16 protein-coding genes are annotated in these 20,663 nt (G+C 74.0%); 3 read left to right on the forward strand and 13 right to left on the reverse strand.

Features of this window, described 5'->3' with window-relative positions; genetic code table 11:
* Positions 1-157: 157 nt before the first annotated feature.
* Positions 158-1,294, reverse strand: coding sequence for a molecular chaperone DnaJ (gene dnaJ, locus TNCT1_RS15420; RefSeq protein WP_143632178.1), 1,137 nt, complete (start codon positions 1,292-1,294; stop codon positions 158-160).
* The gene (gene hrcA, locus TNCT1_RS15425) at positions 1,295-2,311 is read right to left on the reverse strand and encodes a heat-inducible transcriptional repressor HrcA (RefSeq protein ID WP_143632180.1); all 1,017 of its coding nucleotides are present in this window, start codon (positions 2,309-2,311) and stop codon (positions 1,295-1,297) included.
* A gap of 161 nt (positions 2,312-2,472) precedes the next feature.
* Between hrcA and TNCT1_RS15430 the strand changes: the two genes are divergently transcribed.
* The gene (locus TNCT1_RS15430; protein WP_143632182.1) at positions 2,473-3,195 is read left to right on the forward strand and encodes an MBL fold metallo-hydrolase; all 723 of its coding nucleotides are present in this window, start codon (positions 2,473-2,475) and stop codon (positions 3,193-3,195) included.
* A 34-nt stretch (positions 3,196-3,229) separates the two neighbouring features.
* Entirely contained in the window at positions 3,230-4,027 is a 798-nt protein-coding gene (locus TNCT1_RS15435) for a DUF3097 domain-containing protein (protein WP_143632184.1), read from the forward strand.
* A gap of 15 nt (positions 4,028-4,042) precedes the next feature.
* Here the strand turns inward: TNCT1_RS15435 and hemW are convergent, their stop codons facing one another.
* The 4 genes from hemW to lepA form a co-directional block, all read right to left on the reverse strand.
* Complete coding sequence (hemW, locus tag TNCT1_RS15440; RefSeq protein ID WP_143632186.1) at positions 4,043-5,275, reverse strand: radical SAM family heme chaperone HemW; 1,233 nt, start codon at positions 5,273-5,275, stop codon at positions 4,043-4,045.
* Positions 5,276-5,302: 27 nt separating this feature from the next.
* Positions 5,303-7,108, reverse strand: coding sequence for a SpoIIE family protein phosphatase (locus tag TNCT1_RS15445; RefSeq protein ID WP_235902627.1), 1,806 nt, complete (start codon positions 7,106-7,108; stop codon positions 5,303-5,305).
* A 187-nt stretch (positions 7,109-7,295) separates the two neighbouring features.
* A complete protein-coding gene (locus TNCT1_RS15450) occupies positions 7,296-9,170 on the reverse strand; it encodes a long-chain fatty acid--CoA ligase (RefSeq protein ID WP_143632189.1) in 1,875 nt (624 codons plus the stop codon).
* A 261-nt stretch (positions 9,171-9,431) separates the two neighbouring features.
* Positions 9,432-11,306, reverse strand: a complete 1,875-nt coding sequence (gene lepA / locus TNCT1_RS15455; protein WP_143632191.1) for a translation elongation factor 4 — start codon at positions 11,304-11,306, stop codon at positions 9,432-9,434.
* Between the two features lie 227 nt (positions 11,307-11,533).
* Between lepA and rpsT the strand changes: the two genes are divergently transcribed.
* On the forward strand, positions 11,534-11,800 hold the full coding sequence (gene rpsT, locus TNCT1_RS15465; RefSeq protein ID WP_143632195.1) for a 30S ribosomal protein S20: 267 nt from the start codon (positions 11,534-11,536) through the stop codon (positions 11,798-11,800).
* A 636-nt stretch (positions 11,801-12,436) separates the two neighbouring features.
* Here the strand turns inward: rpsT and holA are convergent.
* The 7 genes from holA to TNCT1_RS15505 form a co-directional block, all read right to left on the reverse strand.
* Complete coding sequence (holA, locus tag TNCT1_RS15475) at positions 12,437-13,426, reverse strand: DNA polymerase III subunit delta (protein ID WP_143632197.1); 990 nt, start codon at positions 13,424-13,426, stop codon at positions 12,437-12,439.
* A gap of 62 nt (positions 13,427-13,488) precedes the next feature.
* Complete coding sequence (locus TNCT1_RS15480; protein ID WP_143632199.1) at positions 13,489-13,734, reverse strand: hypothetical protein; 246 nt, start codon at positions 13,732-13,734, stop codon at positions 13,489-13,491.
* A gap of 171 nt (positions 13,735-13,905) precedes the next feature.
* Positions 13,906-14,799: an arylamine N-acetyltransferase gene (locus TNCT1_RS15485; RefSeq protein ID WP_143632201.1), complete on the reverse strand. Its 894-nt coding sequence runs from the start codon at positions 14,797-14,799 to the stop codon at positions 13,906-13,908.
* Between the two features lie 28 nt (positions 14,800-14,827).
* Positions 14,828-17,464 (reverse strand): ComEC/Rec2 family competence protein, encoded by a 2,637-nt coding sequence (locus TNCT1_RS15490; RefSeq protein WP_373920476.1) that lies wholly within the window; start codon positions 17,462-17,464, stop codon positions 14,828-14,830.
* Positions 17,461-18,696, reverse strand: a complete 1,236-nt coding sequence (locus TNCT1_RS15495) for a ComEA family DNA-binding protein (RefSeq protein WP_143632203.1) — start codon at positions 18,694-18,696, stop codon at positions 17,461-17,463. The genes TNCT1_RS15490 and TNCT1_RS15495 overlap by 4 nt, the downstream gene beginning before the upstream one ends.
* A 256-nt stretch (positions 18,697-18,952) precedes the next feature.
* Complete coding sequence (locus tag TNCT1_RS15500; RefSeq protein ID WP_143632205.1) at positions 18,953-19,798, reverse strand: DegV family protein; 846 nt, start codon at positions 19,796-19,798, stop codon at positions 18,953-18,955.
* Between the two features lie 72 nt (positions 19,799-19,870).
* Positions 19,871-20,581, reverse strand: coding sequence for a hypothetical protein (locus TNCT1_RS15505; protein ID WP_143632208.1), 711 nt, complete (start codon positions 20,579-20,581; stop codon positions 19,871-19,873).
* Between the last annotated feature and the right edge of the window lie 82 nt (positions 20,582-20,663).

Raw genomic sequence — 20,663 nt, forward strand, 5'->3', positions numbered from 1 at the left:
TGCGGCACAGCCGCTTTCCAGCTCCCGAGCCGGGTGGCGGGTGGGCAGAGGCCGGGGGTCCAGGGGGCGGGAGCCCCCTGGCGGGGTCCGAGGGGCGGAGCCCCTTGCGCTGCGGACAAGGAACGGAGCCCTGTAGCCCGGACAAGGGGCGGAGCCCTCAGCGCCCGTTGAACGCGTCCTTCAGCCGTGAGAAGAGGCCTTGCTGACCCGGCTGGAACTGCCCCTGGGGCCGCTCCTCGCCGCGCAGCTTCGCCAGTTCGCGCAGCAGCCTCTCCTGCTCGGGGTCCAGCTTGGTCGGGGTGGTGACCTCGACGTGGACGATCAGGTCGCCCCGGCCGCCGCCGCGCAGATGCGTGACGCCCCGGTTGTGCAGCGGGATCGACTGGCCGGACTGGGTGCCCGGGCGGATGTCGACCTCCTCCATGCCGTCCAGCGTCTCCAGCGGGACCTTGGTGCCGAGGGCCGCCGCGGTCATCGGGATGGTGACCGTGCAGTGCAGGTCGTCGCCGCGCCGCTGGAAGGTCGAGTGCGGCAGCTCGTGGATCTCGACGTAGAGGTCGCCGGCCGGACCGCCGCCGGGGCCGACCTCGCCCTCGCCGGCGAGCTGGATCCGGGTGCCGTTGTCGACACCGGCCGGGATCTTGACGGTGAGGGTGCGGCGCGAGCGCACCCGGCCGTCGCCCGCGCACTCCGGGCACGGGGTCGGCACGACCGTGCCGAAGCCCTGGCACTGGGGGCAGGGGCGGGAGGTCATGACCTGACCCAGGAAGGACCGGGTGACCTGCGACACCTCGCCGCGGCCGCGGCACATGTCACACGTCTGGGCGGTCGTGCCCGGGGCCGCGCCCTCGCCGTTGCAGGTGTTGCAGACGACCGCGGTGTCGACCTGGATGTCCTTGGTCGTGCCGAAGGCCGCCTCGTCCAGCTCGACGTCGATCCGGATCATCGCGTCCTGGCCGCGCCGGGTGCGCGAGCGGGGCCCGCGCTGCGACGCCGTGCCGAAGAACGCGTCCATGATGTCGGAGAAGTTGCCGAAGCCGCCGGCGCCGAAGCCGCCCGCGCCACCGCCGCCCGCCTGCGAGAGCGGGTCGCCGCCGAGGTCGTAGACCTGCTTCTTCTGCGGGTCCGACAGCACCTCGTAAGCGGCGTTGATCTCCTTGAACCGCTCCTGGGTCTTCGGGTCGGGGTTGACGTCCGGGTGCAGCTCGCGCGCGAGCCGCCGGAAGGCCTTCTTGATCTCATCCTGCGACGCGTCGCGGCGCACGCCGAGAACGGCGTAGTAGTCCGTGGCCACTTACGACTCCGCCAGGATCTGTCCGACGTACCGTGCCACTGCGCGTACCGCTCCCATCGTTCCCGGGTAGTCCATGCGGGTCGGTCCGACCACGCCGAGCTTGGCAACCGCCTCGCCGCCCGAACCGTAGCCGACCGACACGACGGACGTGGAGTTGAGTCCCTCGTGGGCGTTCTCGTGCCCGATGCGCACCATCACGCCCGGATCCTTCGCCTCGCCGAGGAGCTTGAGGAGCACGACCTGCTCCTCCAGGGCCTCCAGGACGGGCCGGATCGTGAGGGGAAAGTCATGTCCGAAGCGGGTGAGATTGGCGGTGCCGCCGATCATCAGCCGCTCCTCGTTCTCCTCGACCAGTGTCTCCAGCAGTGTGGAGAGCACTGTGGAGACCGTACCGCGATCCTCGTGCTCGAAGGCCTCCGGCAGGTCCTCGACCAGGTGCGGCACGTCGGTGAACCGACGGCCCGCGACCCGGCTGTTGAGTCTTGCCCTGAGGTCGGCGAGGGCCGTCTCCCCGAACGGCGCCGGGCAGTCCACCATCCGCTGCTCGACCCGGCCGGTGTCCGTGATCAGCACGAGCATCACGCGCGCCGGGGCGAGCGAGAGGAGTTCCACGTGCCGCACGGTGGAGCGGGTCAGGGACGGGTACTGCACGACGGCGACCTGCCGGGTGAGCTGCGCGAGCAGCCGCACCGTGCGCGCGACGACGTCGTCGAGGTCGACGGCGCCCTCCAGGAAGTTCTGGATCGCCCGCCGCTCGGGCGCGGTCATCGGCTTGACGCCCGCGAGCTTGTCCACGAACAGCCGGTACCCCTTGTCGGTGGGGATACGGCCGGCGCTGGTGTGCGGCTGGGCGATGTAGCCCTCTTCCTCGAGGGCGGCCATGTCGTTGCGCACGGTCGCCGGGGACACGCCGAGGCTGTGCCGTTCGGTGAGCGCCTTGGAACCGACCGGCTCCTCGGTGCCCACGTAGTCCTGGACGATGGCGCGCAGCACCTGAAGTCTGCGTTCACTCAGCATCCGCGCGCACCTCCAGCATGTCTTCCGCTCGGCCCTTCGGGTCGTCCCCCTGGCACTCTGTGTGTCCGAGTGCCAGCGTTCCCCCGCCAGTGTACGGCCGTGGGGTACGCACTGGGCAAGGTCGGTCCCGCCGCACCCCGTCCTGCCGTTAGCGTCGCGTCATGACCGTGACTTGGGAAGAGCTGGGATGGGAGCGGCTGGCCGACGGGGTCGGCCGGTGCCGGCTGCCCGGCTGGGACTGCACCTCGGGCCTGGTGCTCGGGGCGGGTACGGCGCTGATGGTGGACGCCGGGTCGAGCCTCGCCGAGGGCGCGCGGCTGCGGGAGCGGGCCCAGCGGCTCGCGGGCCACCGCGTGACCCATCTCGCGCTCACCCACCCCCACTTCGACCACGTCTTCGGCGCGGCCGCCCTGGCCGGGGCCGAGGTGTACGCGGCGGTGGGCGCGGACGCGGCGCTGGCGCACGAGCGCGAGGAGCTGCGCCTGGACGCGGTCAGGAACGGCCTGCCGGCCGCGGACGCCGACGAGGCGGTGGACGCGCTGGCGCCGCCCCGGCACCTGGTCTGCGGGGAGTGGACGCTGGACCTCGGCGACGGGCGGCAGGCGCTGCTGGCCAACGTGGGCCCCGGCCACACGGCCCACGATCTGGCGGTGCTGGTGCCGGGCGCCCCGGAGGTCGTCTTCTGCGGCGACCTGGTGGAGGAGTCGGGCGAACCGCAGGCGGGCCCGGACGCGGTGCCGGCCCGCTGGCCGGACGCGCTCGACCGTCTGCTGTCCCTGGGCGGTGAGGACGCGCTGTACGTACCCGGTCACGGAGCGGTGGTGGACTCGGCCTTCGTGCGGCGCCAGCGGGACGTGCTGGCGGCGCGTTTCGGCGTGTCATGAGCACAGGGCCGCCGGTTCTCCTATCGTCATCCGAATGCGCCAGTACTCCGCCGATCTGACCCCGTCCTGGAAGAAGCCCCGGCCCGTGCCGGAGGTCGCGGCGGAGCCGGGCCTGGTGGTGGAGGAGGCCGGCACCGGGTTCTGCGGGGCGGTGATCCGCTGCGAGGCGGGCACCGTGACGCTGGAGGACCGCTTCGGCAAGCACCGGGTGTTCCCGCTGGAGCCGCGCGGGTTCCTGCTGGAGGGCAGGGCGGTGACCCTGGTCCGGCCGCCGTCGGGGCCGGCCCGGCCCACCCGCACGGCGTCCGGTTCGGTGGCCGTTCCAGGCGCACGCGCGCGCGTGGCCCGCGCCGGCCGCATCTATGTCGAGGGCCGGCACGACGCGGAGCTGGTCGAGAAGGTCTGGGGCGACGACCTGCGCATCGAGGGCGTGGTGGTGGAGTACCTGGAGGGCGTGGACGACCTGCCGTCGATCGTCGCGGAGTTCGCGCCGGGCCCGGACGCGCGCCTCGGCGTCCTGGTGGACCACCTGGTGCCGGGCAGCAAGGAGTGGCGCATCGCCGAGTCGGTGACGAGCGAGCACGCGCTGGTCGTCGGCCACCCGTACATCGACGTCTGGGAGGCGGTGAAACCGGCCTCGGTCGGCATCCGGTCCTGGCCCCGCGTCCCGCACGGCCAGGACTGGAAGACGGGCGTCTGCCGGGCCCTGGGCTGGCCGGAGAACACGGGCGCGGCCTGGCAGCACATCCTGTCCCGGGTGCGGTCCTACAAGGACCTGGAGCCGGAGCTGCTGGGGCGGGTCGAGGAGCTGATCGACTTCGTCACCGCGTAGCGGGGCCGGGGGCCGTCAGTCCACCAGGTCCCGTACCACCGCGTCCGCCAGCAGGCGCCCGCGCAGCGTCAGCACGGCCCGGCCCTCCCGGTACGGCCCGTCCTGGAGGAGTCCGTCCGTCAGCGCCCGGCGGGAGGCCGCCAGTCCTTCCTCCTTCAGGAGCGACAGCGGGACGCCCTCCCGCAGCCGCAGCTCCAGCAGGATGCGCTCCACCCGCCGGTCCTCGTCCGACAGCAGCTCCCGCCCGGCCCCCGGCGACCGGCCCTCCGCCAGCGCCGCCGCGTACGCTCCGGGGTGCTTGACGTTCCACCAGCGCACCCCGCCCACGTGCGAGTGGGCCCCGGGTCCCGCGCCCCACCAGTCGGCGCCCCGCCAGTACAGCTCGTTGTGCAGGCAGCGCCCGGACTCGGAGGTGGCCCAGTTGGAGACCTCGTACCAGTCGAAGCCCGCGGCCGACAGGGTCTCCTCCGCGATCAGGTAGCGGTCCGCGTGGACGTCGTCGTCCGTCATCGGGACCTCGCCGCGGCGGATGCGGCGGGCGAGCTGGGTGCCCTCCTCGACGATCAGGGCGTACGCGCTGACGTGGTCGGGGCCCGCGCCGATCGCCGCGTCCAGCGAGGCCCGCCAGTCGTCGTCGCTCTCCCCCGGGGTGCCGTAGATCAGGTCCAGGTTGACGTGCTCGAAGCCCGCCGCCCGCGCCTCGGCCACGCAGGCCTCCGGGCGGCCGGGGGTGTGCGTGCGGTCCAGGACCCGCAGCACGTGCTGCCGCGCGCTCTGCATGCCGAAGGAGATCCGGTTGAAGCCGCCCTCCCGGAGGGCGGCGAGGTACGCCGGGTCGACCGACTCCGGGTTGGCCTCCGTGGTGATCTCCGCGTCCGGCGCCAGACCGAACTCGTCGCGGATCGCCGCCAGCATGGTCACGAGGTCGGCGGCGGGCAGCAGCGTGGGCGTGCCGCCGCCCACGAAGACCGTACGGACCTGGCGGGGGTCGTCGCCCAGCACCTTCCGCGCCTGCCGGACCTCGTCGGTCAGGGTGCCGGCGTAGTTGTCCCGGGAGGCGAGCACGCCGCCGGTGCCGCGCAGCTCGGTGGCGGTGTAGGTGTTGAAGTCGCAGTAGCCGCAGCGGGTCGCGCAGTACGGGACGTGCAGGTAGAACCCGAGGGGGCGGCCGGCGGCCCCGGCGAGCGCGGAGGCGGGCAGCGCGCCGTCGTCGGGGACGGGCTCGCCGTCGGGGAGTGCGGAAGGCATGTCCTCCATTGTCCCGTACGGCGGGACTCACCCGGCCTGGAGCACCAGCAGGGCCAGGTCGTCCTCGGGCAGACCGCCCCCGAAGCCGTGCACGAGGCCGCGGATCCGCTCGGCGATCGCCTCGGCGCTCAGGCCCGCGCAGCCGGACAGGGCCCGGGCGAGCCCGTCGCCGTCGTCGAACTGGCGGGAGCCGGAGCGCCGCTCGGTGACGCCGTCGGTGACGCACAGCAGGCTGTCGCCGGGCCGCAGCTCGACGGTCTCACTGGTGTAGGTCTCGTCCTCCACGACGCCGAGCAGGGTCTGCGGGCGGGCGGCGGTGCGCACCTCGCCGTCGGGGCGCAGGAGCAGCGGAAGAGGGTGCCCGGCGGAGGCGAGGGTGCAGCGGACGCCGCCGTCCGCGAGGGGCGTCAGCTCGCCGTAGAGCAGGGACAGGAAGCGGGTCTGCGGCCCGTCCCCCGCCGTCACGGGCCGGCCGCCGGCCGCGGCCAGCGCACGGGCGGCGGCGTCGGCCGCCTCGGTGGCGTCGTCCAGGAGGAGCTGGTTGAGCCGGTCGAGGACGTCGGCGACCCGGTAGCCCTCGCGGGCGAGCAGGCGCAGCCAGGGCCGGGCGAGCCCGATCACGACGGCCGCCTCCGGGCCCTTGCCCTGGACGTCGCCCACCGCGAAGCACCAGCGGCCGTCGCCCGCCGGGAACAGGTCGTAGAAGTCGCCGCTCGGGCCGCCCTTGTCGCAGGGCTCGTAGACGAGGGCGCTGCTCACCCCGGGGATCTCGGCGACCGCTCCGGGCAGCAGCCCGCGCTGCAGGACGGCGCTGATGGTGGCCTGCCGGGCGTACTGGCGGGCCGCGCCGATGGCGAGGGCCACCCGGCGGCTCAGGTCCTCCACGAGGCCGGTGACCTCCTCGGGGAAGGCGTGCTGCCCGCACCGCCCGAGGACCAGGGTGCCCAGGGGACGGCCGCCGGCGATGAGCCGGAAGGCGAGGGCCGTGCCGTGGGTGCCGAGCACCTCGCCGGGCCAGGGATAGGGCTCCGGGCCGGACCGCAGGCCCGCCGGCGGCCGCGGCGGGTCCTTCTCCAGGGCGCGGTGCAGTTCCTCGGCGCGCTCCTCGCCGGCCGCCCAGACCCGGGCCGGCCCGCCGCCGTCGCCGCCGCGTGCGGTCGCCTCGTCCTCCAGCCAGACCGCGCACCAGTCGGCGAGCCGGGGCACGATGAGCTGGCCGGTGAGGGCGGCGACCAGGTTCTCGTCGAGCTGTCCGGCGAGCAGGTCGGAGGCCTCGGCGAGGAAGGACAGCGCGCCCCGGCCGAGCCAGTCCCGGTCCCGTCCCTCGCCCTGCGGCCGCGGCGCGAGGACCTCGGCGATGTCCAGGTCGTGTTCGTTCGCGGGGCCGTCCGGGGGCTCGCCGCCGGGCAGCAGCCGCGCCCACACGGTCTTCCCGCCCCGCCGGTAGGTGACGCCCCAGGACTCGGCGAGGTTGGCGACCAGGCGCAGCCCGCGCCCGTACTCGGAGGTGTCGTACGACGTCTCGCCGGACTCGCGCGGGGCGCGGGAGGGATGGCGGTCGCCGACCTCGACCACGAAGGCGCCGGTCGCTTCCAGGCGCCAGTCCACGTCCACGTCGGTGCCCGCGTGCACGACGGCGTTGGTGACGAGTTCGCTGACGACGGCCATGGCGTCGTCCACGAACCGCCGGGGCGTCCCGGGTACGTCGGCGAGCGCGGCGCGCACCAGGGCGCGGGCGGAGCCCGGGGCGAGGGGGCTGCCGGGCAGGCCGGCGTGGCCGCGCACCTCAGGGGCGTCGGTGTCGTTCTCCCGCTGCGTCGGTATGGCCGCCATGTCCATGCGGCCAGGGTGACAGACCGGACGCGAGCCTAAGCGGGGAGTCACCGAAGCGGGCGGCAACGCGTGAGAAGTGTGCTACTGAGGCGGGGGAAGACGGACAGTTCCGGACGAGATGCGATGCGAGTCGTAAGGGGGCGGGGCCGCACCGGGGCGCGGCCCCCACCCTTCTCGCACGCCGCCGTCAGGACTCGCGGGTCCCCGCGTACATGTCGTCGATGAGGTGCTTGTACTCGCGCTCCACGACGGGCCGCTTCAGCTTCAGGCTGGGCGTGATCTCGCCGTGCTCCACGTCGAGGTCGCGGGGCAGCAGCCGGAACTTCTTGATGGTCTGCCAGCGCTGCAGGCCCGCGTTGAGCTCCTTGACGTAGCCGTCGACCATCTCGACGGTCTGCGGCGCGGCCACCACCTCGGCGTACGGCTTGCCATCGAGGCCGTTGTCCTTGGCCCACTGCAGGATCGCGATCTCGTCGAGGGCGATGAGGGCGGTGCAGTAGTTCCGGTCGGCGCCGTGCACCAGGATGTTGGAGACGTACGGACACACCGCCTTGAACTGGCCCTCGACCTCGGCCGGGGCGACGTACTTGCCGCCCGAGGTCTTGATGAGGTCCTTCTTGCGGTCGGTGATGCGCAGGTAGCCGTCGGCGGACAGCTCGCCGATGTCGCCGGTGTGGAACCAGCCGTCGGACTCCAGCACCTCGGCGGTCTTCTCGGGCTGCTGGTGGTAGCCGTCCATGATGCCGGGGCCGCGCAGCAGGATCTCGCCGTCGTCGGCGATGCGGACCTCGGTGCCGGGCAGCGGCTTGCCGACGGTTCCGGTGCGGTAGGCCTCGCCGGGGTTGACGAAGGAGGCCGCGGAGGACTCGGTGAGGCCGTAGCCCTCCAGGATGTGGATGCCGGCGCCGGCGAAGAAGTAGCCGATCTCGGGGGCGAGCGCGGAGGCGCCGGAGACGCAGGCGCGCAGCCGGCCGCCGAAGGCCTCGCGGAGCTTGCCGTAGACGAGGGTGTCGGCGACCTTGTGCTTGGCGGCCAGGCCGAACGGCACCGAGTGGGCGCCGGTGCGGCGGAAGTTGTCCTGCGAGACCTTGGCGTACTCGCGGGCGACCTCGGCGGCCCACTGGAAGATCCGGTACTTGGCCGCGCCACCCTCACGGGCCTTGGCCGCGACGCCGTTGTAGACCTTCTCGAAGATGCGCGGCACTGCTGCCATGTACGTCGGCTGCACCACCGGGAGATTCTCGATGATCTTGTCGACCCGGCCGTCGACGGCGGTGACGTGACCGACCTCGATCTGTCCGGAGGTGAGCACCTTGCCGAAGACGTGCGCGAGGGGCAGCCACAGGTACTGCACGTCGTCACCGCTGACCAGGCCGGTCGCCGCGATCGCCTTGGCCATGTACGCCCAGTTGTCGTGCGGCAGGCGCACACCCTTGGGACGGCCGGTGGTGCCGGAGGTGTAGATCAGGGTGGCGAGCTGGTCCCGGGAGATCGCGCCGACCCGCTCCTTGATCAGCTCGGGGTGCGTCTCGAGATAGGCGGCGCCGCGCTGCTCCAGCTCGGTGAGGGTGGTCACCCAGTCACCGGTCTCCACGCCCGCCGGGTCGATGACGACGACCTTCGTCAGCGCGGGCAGCTCGGCGCGCTTCTCCACGGCCTTGGCGAGCTGGGCCGCGTCCTCGGCGATCAGGATCCGGCTGTCGGAGTCGGAGAGGATGAACGCCGACTCGTCGGCGTTGGTCTGCGGGTAGATCGTGGTGGTGGCGCCGCCCGCGCACATGATGCCGAGGTCGGCGAGGATCCACTCGACCCGGGTGGATGCGGCGAGGGCGACCCGCTGCTCGGGCTCGAGTCCCAGCTCGATGAGACCGGCGGCGATGGCGTAGACCCGCTCGGCCGCCTCGCCCCAGCTCAGCGACTTCCAGTCGTCGGGTCCCTCCCCGGAGGCCGGGGGCACGGGATGGCGGTAGGCCTCGGCGTCCGGTGTGGCCGCCACGCGCTCCAGGAAGAGGGCCGCCACGGAGGGCGGACGGTTCTCGATCAGGGTCTGTGTGTCGCTCACGACATCCTCCGGGGCCCGCGACGGCGCGGCTGGCTCAGGTGCGGCTGGGTTGACTCACGGTGGGGATCGGACTCGTTGTTTAACTCGCGAGTAACTATCGGGCAGGGATCAGGGTAAGCGGCGACCGGCCGCTGCGTAAGGGGCATCGGCCTGTCACTTTCCACGCAGAGCGACGCTACGCACGCGTAGGGGCCCGCCGCACTTTCGCACGACGAGCCCCTCGGTGTCCGGTTTGCGGATGTGACCGGGCGTAACCTCCGGTTACTTCTTGCCCTTGGCCGACCCCGCGCTGTCATCGCTGGACAGGACCGCGATGAAGGCCTCCTGCGGAACCTCCACGGAACCCACCATCTTCATCCGCTTCTTGCCTTCCTTCTGCTTCTCCAGCAGCTTCCGCTTACGGGAGATGTCACCGCCGTAGCACTTGGCGAGGACGTCCTTGCGGATGGCGCGGATGGTCTCGCGGGCGATGACCCGGGAGCCGATGGCGGCCTGGATGGGCACCTCGAAGGCCTGCCGCGGGATGAGCTCGCGCAGCTTGGCGACGAGCCGGACGCCGTACGCGTAGGCCGCGTCCTTGTGGGTGATCGCGGAGAACGCGTCCACCTTGTCGCCGTGCAGCAGGATGTCGACCTTGACCAGGCTCGACGTCTGCTCGCCGGTGGGCTCGTAGTCCAGGGAGGCGTAGCCGCGGGTCTTGGACTTGAGCTGGTCGAAGAAGTCGAACACGATCTCCGCGAGCGGCAGCGTGTAGCGGATCTCGACCCGGTCCTCCGAGAGGTAGTCCATGCCGAGCAGGGTGCCGCGCCGGGTCTGGCACAGCTCCATGATCGAGCCGATGAACTCGGTCGGCGCCAGGATGGTGGCGCGCACGACCGGCTCGTACACCTCGTTGATCTTGCCCTCGGGGAACTCGCTGGGGTTGGTGACCGTGTGCTCGGTCCCGTCCTCCATGACCACGCGGTAGACCACGTTCGGTGCGGTCGCGATCAGGTCGAGCCCGAACTCGCGCTCCAGCCGCTCCCGGATGACGTCCAGGTGCAGCAGGCCGAGGAAGCCGACGCGGAAGCCGAAGCCGAGGGCGGCGGACGTCTCCGGCTCGTAGACCAGCGCGGCGTCGTTGAGCTGCAGCTTGTCCAGGGCCTCGCGCAGCTCGGGGTAGTCGGAGCCGTCCAGCGGGTACAGGCCCGAGAACACCATGGGCTTCGGGTCCTTGTAGCCGCCGAGCGCCTCCGTGGCGCCCTTGGCCTGGCTGGTGACGGTGTCACCGACCTTGGACTGGCGGACGTCCTTCACACCGGTGATCAGGTAGCCCACCTCGCCCACGCCGAGGCCGTCGGCGGGCAGCATCTCGGGCGAGTTGGTCCCGATCTCCAGCAGCTCGTGGGTGGCGCCCGTCGACATCATCCGGATGCGCTCACGCTTGTTGAGCTGGCCGTCGATGACACGGACGTACGTCACGACACCGCGGTAGGAGTCGTAGACCGAGTCGAAGATCATCGCGCGGGCGGGGGCGTCGGCGACCCCGACCGGCGCCGGGATCTCCTTGACGACCCTGTCCAGCAGGGCGTCGACGCCCAGGCCGGTCTTCGCGGAGACCTTGAGGACGTCGTCCGGGTCGCAGCCGACCAGGTTCGCCAGCTCCTCGGCGAACTTCTCCGGCTGCGCGGCCGGCAGGTCGATCTTGTTGAGCACGGGGATGATCGTGAGGTCGTTCTCCATCGCCAGGTAGAGGTTGGCGAGGGTCTGCGCCTCGATGCCCTGGGCGGCGTCGACGAGGAGGACGGTTCCCTCGCAGGCGGCCAGCGACCGCGAGACCTCGTAGGTGAAGTCGACGTGCCCCGGGGTGTCGATCATGTTGAGGATGTGCGTCGTGCCCTGGTCGGGGCCCCCGGTCGGGGCCCAGGGCAGACGCACCGCCTGGGACTTGATCGTGATGCCGCGCTCGCGCTCGATGTCCATCCGGTCGAGGTACTGAGCACGCATCTGCCGCTGCTCGACCACACCGGTCAGCTGGAGCATCCGGTCGGCGAGCGTGGACTTGCCGTGGTCGATGTGCGCGATGATGCAGAAGTTGCGGATCAGAGCCGGGTCGGTACGGCTCGGCTCGGGCACATGGTTAGGGGTCGCGGGCACGCAGGGTCCTGTCTCTTGAGGCGCCTTATGCCTCGGGTCGGATCGATACGTAGTCTCCATGGTCCCACGCGGAGGGACCGAGGACCGATTTGGGCCGCTCGCAGGGCCACTGGTACTGTAGATGGCTGTGCCTCATGCCCTCTCAGCGCGAGGTACGTCAGAGAAATTTTGGATCACCGGTTCGGGACCCTTCCCGGCCCGGCACCTGAACCTGAAAAGGCTCCTTCGTGGCGAACATCAAGTCCCAGATCAAGCGGATCAAGACCAACGAGAAGGCGCGGCTGCGCAACAAGGCCGTCAAGTCCTCCCTGAAGACCGCGATCCGCAAGGCCCGCGAGGCCGCTGCCGCGGGTGACGTCCAGAAGGCCACCGAGCTGCAGCGCGCTGCCGCGCGTGCGCTCGACAAGGCCGTCTCCAAGGGCGTCATCCACAAGAACCAGGCCGCCAACAAGAAGTCGGCGCTCGCTTCCAAGGTCGCGTCCCTCCAGGGCTGAAACACCTTCCTGATCTGACGCCGGAAGGACCCAGAGCGGGCCCTCTCTCATCCGCTCCCGTCCGGCACCCCGGATTCGTACGCGGCCTGCGTTCGCCACGCGGGTACGAATCCTCAGGATCCATCCGAAGGCCCCGTCACCCTCCCTTCCCCAGGGCGGACGACGGGGCCTTCGGCATGCCGGCCGCTCGGTGCTCGGGGGCGTCTCCCGGGGCCCGGGACGTCTCCCGGGGGGGGGCAGGCGGTCGCCTGGGGGCGGGGGCGTTCCTCAGGGGCGCGAGGTCGCGGGGAGCGGGGGCGCGGGGCGCGCGGTTCCGGTGCGTGTCCGGGGGCGCACGGTTCCAGCGCGTGTCCGGGGGCGCGCGGCCGGGGCGCGTGGCCGGGGGAAGACGTGGCCGCGAGGCGCGCGGTCCTGGGGCACATAACTGCGAGGCGCGTGGCCGGGGCACGTGGCCGGGGGGCACGTGGCCGGGGGGCACGTGGCCGGGGGGCACGTGGCCGGGGGGCACGTGGCCGGGGGGGGGGGACGTGGCCTGGGGGGCAGATGACTGCGAGGCACATGGCCGCGGTAGCGCGTGGCGGACGCCGGCAAGGGGCGGCCGGACTCGGTCCGGACGCCGGCGAGGGGGCGGCTGTGTCAGCCCCGGCCTCTGGAGCGCGCGGCCCGGGCGATGATCACGACCGCCTTCTCCAGCGCGTACTCGGGGTCGTCGCCGCCGCCCTTCACACCCGCGTCGGCCTCGGCGACCGCGCGCAGCGCCACGGACACCCCGTCCGGTGTCCAGCCCCGCATCTGCTGGCGCACGCGGTCGATCTTCCAGGGCGGCATGCCCAGCTCCCGCGCGAGGTCCGCGGGCCTGCCGCCGCGCGCCGAGGACAGCTTGCCGATCGCGCGCACCCCCTGGGCGAGCGCGCTGGTGATGAGCACCGGGGCCACTCCGGTCGCCAGCGACCACCGCAGCGCTTCCAGCGCCTCCGCCGTCCGGCCCTCCACGGCACGGTCGGCGACGGTGAAGCTGGAGGCCTCGGCCCGCCCGGTGTAGTACCGGCCGACGACCGCCTCGTCGATCGTCCCCTCGACGTCGGCGACGAGCTGCGACACGGCGGAGGCCAGCTCCCGCAGGTCGCTGCCGATGGCGTCGCAGAGCGCCTGGCAGGCCTCCGGCGTGGCCGACCGGCCGGTCGAGCGGAACTCCCCCCGCACGAAGGCCAGCCGGTCCGCCGGCTTGGTCATCTTCGGACAGGCCACCTCGCGCGCGCCCGCTTTGCGCGCGGCGTCGAGCAGGCCCTTGCCCTTCGCGCCGCCCGCGTGCAGCAGCACGAGGGTGATCTCCTCCGCGGGCGACCCGAGGTACGCCTTCACGTCCTTGACCGTGTCGGCCGAAAGGTCCTGCGCGTTGCGCACGACCACGACCTTGCGCTCGGCGAAGAGCGAGGGACTCGTCAGCTCGGCGAGCGTGCCGGGCTGCAGCTGGTCCGGCGTCAGGTCCCGTACGTCGGTGTCGGCGTCGGCGGCCCGGGCGGCGGCCACCACCTCCTGCACCGCACGGTCGAGCAGCAGGTCCTCCTGGCCCACGGCGAGCGTCACCGGGGCGAGAGGGTCGTCATTCGCAGTCTTCCTGGCCATCGCCTACAGCATCCCACGCGGCACTGACAGCGACCCCGCCCGCGCACCCCGGCTGGCCGGGCTCACGGCTCCTCGCGCCAGCCGTCCCACCGGCCCGCGAACGCGTCCAGCTCGGCGGGGTCGAGCCGGCCGGCCTCGTCGCGCAGCGCCAGCAGCCACTGCGCGTCCTCGGCGTCGTCCTCGCCGGCCAGGGCGTCCCGTACCGGCCGCGGCTGCTCGTCGATGCCGAAGTGCTCCCCGAGCGCCTCGGCCACCTCCTCGGCGGCGTCGCGGTCGGGCAGCACCAGCACGTGTCTCACATCGCTCACGGACACATTCTCCGGCACCGGGCCCGGGCGGGGAGCGGTGGGCGTCCGCCCGCCCCGGCGGCTCCGCCGGACCCGGCCCCGGTCTTGGCGCGGGCGCGGGCCCGGGCGCGGCGGCGGGCCCAGGTACGGACGCGGCAGCGGGCCTAGGTGCGGACGCGGTGGCGGGCCGGTTCAGGCGGTCCGGCTCGGCGGCCGCACCGCCGGCACGGCCGCCAACTCGATCCCGAACCGCTCCCGGTACACGGCCAGCACCTCCTCGTCCGTGCCCAGTTCCCGTGTCTCCTTCTCCCCGATGGGTGTCGTGAGGGTCAGCGCGCGTCCGCTGAGGGTGATCCGGCCCGCGTCGTCGTTCACCCGTGAGCACACCAGGGAGCGGGTGAAGTGCGAGTGCGGCGAGGTGCTGTGCCACCAGGCCCCGCCGGTGAAGTCCGCCAGCGCGCGCGGCCGCGTCTCCAGCCGGTACTGCGCTCTGCCGTCCCGCAGCACGTCCAGGTCGGCGCCGCCGGCCGGGCCCGCCCCGGCACCGTTCGCCGCGGCCCGGCCCCCGGTCGCCGCGGCCCGGTCCGCGGCTGCCCCGGTCACCCCGGCCGGGTCCGGGCCGGCCTCCCGCACCCGGTAGGTCCCGCTGAGGTCGGCCTGACCACCGCGTTCGGCGAGCGCCAGCGGGAAGTGGCTGTGCGCACCGAACCCGACGTCGGCGAGCCAGTCGGCGCCGTCCGCCGTGCGCACCCGCAGCGCGAGATGGTCGTACGGGATGCCGAGGCGCCCCTCGTTCCCGTACACCCGCCCCGCCAGCAGCGCGACCTCGTAGCCGAGGGCGGCGAGCAACGCCCCGAAGGCGCCGTTCAGTTCGTAGCAGAAGCCGCCCCGCCGCCGTCCGACGACCTTGTCCAGCAGCCGCTCCTCCTCCAGGACGATCTCCTCGCCGAGGTGGATGGAGAGGTTCTCGAAGGGGACGGTCCGCAGATGGCGCAGATGCAGATCGCGCAGTGCCTCGGCGGTGGGCCGCCGCGGGCGTGCGGCCTCGATGCGGCGGAGATAGGCGTCTGCCTGGACTGAGTTCATGCGCCCAGTGTGGGCGAACGACCGCCGCTCAGTCCCTCGTCACCCGCAGCCGCCCGTCCGTCCCGCCGTCGCCGACGACCGCGAGCGCCCCGTCCCGGTCGGTGCGCAGCACCGTCGCCCCGCCCGCCCGCAGCGCGGCGACCGTCGCCGGCGCCGGGTGGCCGTAGGGGTTGTCCGCGCCCGTGGAGACGAGCGCCACCCGCGGGGCTGCCAGTCGTATCAGGTCCGGGTCCTGGTACGCCGAGCCGTGGTGGGCCACCTTCAGCACGTCCACCCGCGCGAGGCCGGCCGCGGCCGGGGACCGCACCAGCGCCTGCTGGGCCGGGGGTTCGAGGTCGCCGAGGAGCAGCAGCCGCAGTCCGCCGGACCGCACGAGCAGGACGACGCTGGCGTCGTTCGGGCCGTCGGGCTCCGGTGCCGGCGGCCGGCCGGGGGCGGGCGGCGCGGGCGGCCACAGCACCCGCCAGGTCAGCGTCCCGCTGCGCCGCTCCTCCCCCGCCACGGCGGTGGTGAGCGGGATGTGCCGTCGGGCCGCCTCCCGTCTGACGAACTCGGCCTGGTCGGCCGGTTCCCCGTAGTCCGTGGTCTCGATCGCGGCCACCGAGCGGCCTCGCAGCACACCGGGCAGCCCCGTGACGTGGTCGGCGTGGAAATGGGTCAGCACGAGCAGCGGGACCCGGGTGACGCCGAGTGCCCGCAGGCAGTGGTCCACCAGTTCCGGATCGGGTCCGGCGTCCACCACCACCCCGGCGCCGTCACCGGCCGCCAGCACGGTGGCGTCGCCCTGTCCGACGTCGCACATCGCGTACCGCCAGCCCGGGGGCGGCCAGCCCGTGATCACCCGGGTCAGCGGCGCAGGCCGGACCACCGCCAGCAGGAGGAGCACGGCCAGCGCGGCACACCACCAGGGGTGCCGCGCCAGCCGCCGCCCGGCCAGGACGACGGCCAGGGTGACCGCGGCGAGCAGCAACGCCCCGGGCCAGGTCGCCGGCCAGTCGACTCCCGCGCCGGGCAGCGCCGCGCCGGTCCGGGCGACCTTGGCGATCCACCCGGCGGGCCAGCCGGCGCACCACGCCAGCGCCTCGGCCGCGGGCATCGCCACCAGTGCCGCGGCCAGGGCCGCGAATCCCAGCACCGTGGCCGGTGCGACCGCCACCTCGGCGAGCAGGTTGCAGGGCACCGCCACCAGGCTGACCCGGGCCGACAGCACCGCGACGACCGGTGCGCACACCGCCTGCGCCGCGGCGGCCGCGGCCAGCGCCTCGGCGAGCCGGGCCGGCACCCGGCGCCGTCGCAGCGCCTCGCTCCAGCCGGGCGCCAGCACCAGCAGCGCGCCGGTGGCCAGCACGGAGAGCAGGAACCCGGGACTGCGGGCCAGCCACGGGTCGTACAGCACCAGCAGCAGCACGGCCGTGGCCAGGGCCGGAAGGAGGGATCTGCGGCGCCCGGTCGCCAGGGCGAGCAGGGCGACCGATCCGCAGGCCGCGGCGCGCAGCACGCTGGGGTCCGGACGGCACACGATCACGAAGCCGAGCGTGAGCGCCCCCGCCAGCAGTGCGGTCGCCCGCAGTGGGAGGCCCAGGCGCGGGGCGAGTCCGCGGCGCTCGGCGCGCTGGGCCAGGCCGGGCGGCCCGAGGAGCAGGGCGAGCAGGATCGTGAGGTTGCTGCCGGAGACGGCGAGCGTGTGCGTGAGGTCGGTCGCCCTGAAGGCCTCGTCGAGTTCGGGCGTGATCCGGGAGGTGTCGCCGACGACGAGACCGGGCAGCAGCGCCCGGGCGTCCGCCGGCAGTTCCTCGGTCGCCTCCCGCAGCCCGGCCCTGAGCCGACCCGCCAGCCGCTGCGGACCGTTGGGTCCCGCCAGCGTCTCCGGCTCCGGATCACCGCGGACACGCAGCACGGCCGCGGTGCGGTCCCCGCCGGTCAGGGCGGGCGCCAGCCGGGCGGTCACCCGCAGCCGGGTGGACGGCAGCAGCCCGAGCCAGGCCGCCCGCCCCTCGACCGGGCTCCGCGCGACGGACGGGGACCCGCCGGGAGGCGCCCTCGGCGCCGGGACGTCCCGGTCCACGACCAGCAGTACCGGGCTCCGCGTCCGCAGGGCCCGCCCGTCGGCCTGTTCGACCCGCCGCACCTCCGCCCGGGCCAGCACCGCGACCGGTGCGGCGTGGTCGCCCCGCACCCGCGGTCTGCTGAGCCAGGGGTCGCCGCTCAGCTCGACCTCGGCGGTCACGGTGGCGAACCGCCGCGCCGCCTCCGGCACCGGGCCGCGCCGCACGTCCGCCCCGTGCAGCCCGGCGGAGGCGGCGGCCGCGGCCACGCACAGGAGCACGGCGGCGACCGGGGCGCGGAACCTGCCGTACCGGCCGGGTCCGCCCCGGCGCCGCACCGACAGCAGGACGGCGCCGGTGACGCCGCAGCCGACCGCGAGGACGGCGCTCCAGGCCGGCGAGACGCCGAGGGCCACCGCAGCCGTCCCCCAGGCAGCGAGGGCGGGCGGCACGAGCCGCAGGTCGGCGGGGACCGTGGACCCTTCCGGCCTGCCCTTCCCGTCCTTCTCGTCCGGCCCGCCCTTCCCCTCGTTCCCGTCCGGCCCGTCCTTCCCGGGCCGGTCTCCCGGGGGCCTGGTCGCGGGCCGCTGCCGCCCCAGCCCGGCCCTTGGCCCGCTCACGGCCGCACCATCTCGCGCAGGTCGGCGAAACGGCGGTCGCCGATGCCGTTGACCTGGCGCAGCTCGTCCACCGAGCGGAAACCGCCGTGCCGGGTGCGGTAGTCGATGATGTGCTGGGCCAGCACCGGCCCGACCCCGGGCAGGGTGTCGAGCTGGTCCACGGTCGCCGTGCTGAGGGAGACCGGAGCCGCCGGGCCGCCGCCCGCCGCCGTCACGCCCGCGCCGCCGCCGGGCCCGGGCGGGGCGGGTGCCGCCCCGCCCGGCACGCCGACCAGCACCTGTTCGCCGTCCACCAGGAAGCGGGCCCGGTTGAGTCCCTCGGTGTTCGCCCCGGGCCGGACCCCGCCCGCAGCGCGCAGCGCGTCGGCCACCCGGGCACCGGCCGGGAGTCGCTGGACGCCGGGCCTGCGGACCTTGCCGCCGACGTCCACGACGATCTGCGCGGCGGATGTCGCCGGGGTGTCCGGGGAAGGGGCGCCCACGGCGGAGGCTTCACCGGAGCGGCCGGCCTTCGCGCGCTCGCCCTTGCCGGTGAACGGGGCCTCGGCGTGCACGACCTGAGGAGCGCTCACCGTCTGCGTGCGGCCCGTCCAGAAGTGCTGGACGGCGAACACGGCGGCCGCCACGAGCACCACGGCCAGCGCGACCACGCCCCGCCGCTCCACCCCGCACCGCGTCTGCAGCCAGACCGGCAGCCGCTCGCGCACGGCCAGTCCGGTCCGCTCCCGCAGCGTGGGCCCGGACCGCCCCGCCGACGCCAAGCGGCCTGTGAAGTCCCCCTGTTGCGTCTCACGGGCGCCGGCCGGATCCGCACCCAGGGCCCGGCTGGCAGGCCCCGTCTCGCCGGTGGTCTCGCGCGACCCGCCCGGTGCGGGTGGCGCCGCGCTCGGAAAGCTCAGCCCCGGCGCCGTTCCCGTCACGCTCGCCGTCTCTGCCGCGACCACCCTCTCTGCCGCGACCACCGTCTCCGCCGTGGTCGCCAAGTCCGCCGTGGTCGCCATGTCCGCCTGACGCCTGCCGTCCGGCGGGGCGTTGCCCGACTCGGTCCAGTGCACGGCGCGTTCACCGAAGAGGAGTTCCGCGCGGCGGCGCAGTTCCTCGGCGGGCGCGGGCGTGCGGTGCCGGGCGCGCGGGCGGTCGGCGGGGCGGCGGTGGACACGGCCGTCGGAAGCGGGGCCACGGCCCGGTCCACTGGTCGGGGTGGCGGTGCGTGAACGTGATCGAAGTGCCATGCGACGAGGATCGGGCAACTCGCCGCTTCGTGATGATCTTGGTCGAATTCCGTGGATCACGGCCTCGTTGTGGACAACTCCACCACCCGCACGAGTGATCACACCCGCACGAGCGATCGCACCCGGCGCTGTCACACCACGGACGGGGAAGTCACTTCCGCGGCCGACCGCACGGCCGGGCCGCGCATTCAGGAGGGGCAGTCACTCCCACGACCGACCGACCGCCCGCCCGACCGCACCGCCGGGCGGCGCCTTCTCAGCGCGGTGAGACGACCGCGCCCAGCAGTCCGGGCCCGGTGTGCGCCCCGATCACCGCGCCGACCTCGCTGACGTGCAGATCGGCCAGGCCTGGCACACGCGCCCGCAGCCGGTCGGCGAGGGCGCCGGCCCGGTCGGGGGCGGCGAGGTGGTGGACGGCGATGTCCACATCGGCGGCGCCCGCCCGGTCGGCGACGATCTCCTCGAGGCGGGCGATCGCCCGGGACGCGGTGCGGACCTTCTCCAGGGGTTCGATGCGGCCGCCGTCGAGCTGGAGCAGCGGTTTGACGGCCAGCGCGGAGCCGAACAGGGCCTGTGCGGCGCCGATGCGCCCGCCGCGGCGCAGATAGTCCAGCGTGTCGACGTAGAAGTAGGCGGAGGTGCCGGCGGCACGCTTCTCGGCGGCGGTGACGGCCTCGTCCGCTGTGCCGCCCGCCTCCGCCGTCTCGGCCGCGGCCAGCGCGCAGAAGCCCAGCGCCATCGCGATCATCCCGGTGTCCACCACCCGCACCGGAACCGGCGCCTCGCGCGCCGCGAGGACCGCGGCGTCGTAGGTGCCGGACAGCTCGGCGGACAGGTGCAGGGAGACGATGGCGTCCGCGCCGGAATCGGCGACCCTGCGGTAGGTCTCCGCGAACATCTGGGGGCTGGGCCGGGAGGTGGTGACCGGGCGCCGCTTCTGCAGGGCCTGGGCGAGGGAGCGGGTCGAGATCTCGGTGCCCTCTTCGAGCGCCTGGTCGCCGAGGACCACGGTCAGGGGCACCGCGGTGATGCCGTGGCGCTCCATCGTCCGCGGCGGCAGGTAGGCCGTTGAATCGGTGACGATCGCGACATGGCGGGACATGAGCTGGAGGTTACCTGCCGTGGTGCCCGCGCGGCAGACCGGCCCCTGCCCGCCGGTGCCGGAGCGGTCCGCTCAAGTGGTGCTCTCGGGGCGCGGTTTCTTCTGCCAGGGGTAGGCCGGGCGCGGCGAGGGCGGGGTGAGGGCGGCCGGGGCCGGCGTCTCGGCGGCGCCGGGTGCGGGCTGCGGGCGGGCGGAGCCGTCGGCCGCGGCGTCCGGCCACGGCGCCTGCTGGGGTTCGGTGCCCGTCCAGTGCCGCAGGGCGCCCGTCTCGACGTCGATCTGCGCGCTGAGCGCGTCGAGGTCGTCCTCGGCGAAGCGGTGGGCCCGGTCGCGGGCGGCCCAGCGGAGCGAGTCCGCGGACTGGGTGATCCGCTCCGTGCGGCGGCGCAGTTCGGGAAGGTGCGCGGCGAGCGTCGTGCGGTCCGGCTCGGACTCCAGGCGCTTGAGGTCGGCGTCCAGCTCCTGTCCGTGCGCGCTGAGCCGCTGGAAGAGGCCGAGGGACTCCCTGAGCGACTCGTCCTCGGCCACGCCCGCGTGCAACGCTTCCTGGGTGGCGCGCATGGAGCCGCGCAGCGCGAGACGCAGGTGGGCGATCTCACCGGCGGGCCCGGTCTGGGCGAGGGACTTGGCGCGCAGCGTGTGGTCCTCGACCGTGCGGCGGGCCTGCGCGATCGTGCGGTCCACGCCGCGCTTGGCGGCGCCGACCGCCTTGACGGTCGCGTACGCGCCGAGCCCGAGGAAGACCAGGAACAACAGGGCGAACACGGTGATCACAGTTTCCATGCCGCTCCTCCTCAGCCCGCCGCGGCGTTCGCCGCTGTGCTCTCCACGGTAAACGCAGCGGGCAGGTCCGGGGTTCCGATAA

This window comes from Streptomyces sp. 1-11 (genome assembly GCF_007176755.1).
Classification (GTDB): domain Bacteria; phylum Actinomycetota; class Actinomycetes; order Streptomycetales; family Streptomycetaceae; genus Streptomyces.

Coding starts and splice junctions, on each gene's coding strand:
- hrcA (WP_143632180.1), bottom strand. CDS start 2,311: ATGCTGAGTGAACGCAGACTTCAGGTGCTGCGCGCCATCGTCCAGGAC.
- TNCT1_RS15430 (WP_143632182.1), top strand. CDS start 2,473: ATGACCGTGACTTGGGAAGAGCTGGGATGGGAGCGGCTGGCCGACGGG.
- TNCT1_RS15435 (WP_143632184.1), top strand. CDS start 3,230: ATGCGCCAGTACTCCGCCGATCTGACCCCGTCCTGGAAGAAGCCCCGG.
- hemW (WP_143632186.1), bottom strand. CDS start 5,275: ATGCCTTCCGCACTCCCCGACGGCGAGCCCGTCCCCGACGACGGCGCG.
- TNCT1_RS15445 (WP_235902627.1), bottom strand. CDS start 7,108: ATGGCGGCCATACCGACGCAGCGGGAGAACGACACCGACGCCCCTGAG.
- holA (WP_143632197.1), bottom strand. CDS start 13,426: ATGGCCAGGAAGACTGCGAATGACGACCCTCTCGCCCCGGTGACGCTC.
- TNCT1_RS15485 (WP_143632201.1), bottom strand. CDS start 14,799: ATGAACTCAGTCCAGGCAGACGCCTATCTCCGCCGCATCGAGGCCGCA.
- TNCT1_RS15495 (WP_143632203.1), bottom strand. CDS start 18,696: ATGGCACTTCGATCACGTTCACGCACCGCCACCCCGACCAGTGGACCG.
- TNCT1_RS15500 (WP_143632205.1), bottom strand. CDS start 19,798: ATGTCCCGCCATGTCGCGATCGTCACCGATTCAACGGCCTACCTGCCG.
- TNCT1_RS15505 (WP_143632208.1), bottom strand. CDS start 20,581: ATGGAAACTGTGATCACCGTGTTCGCCCTGTTGTTCCTGGTCTTCCTC.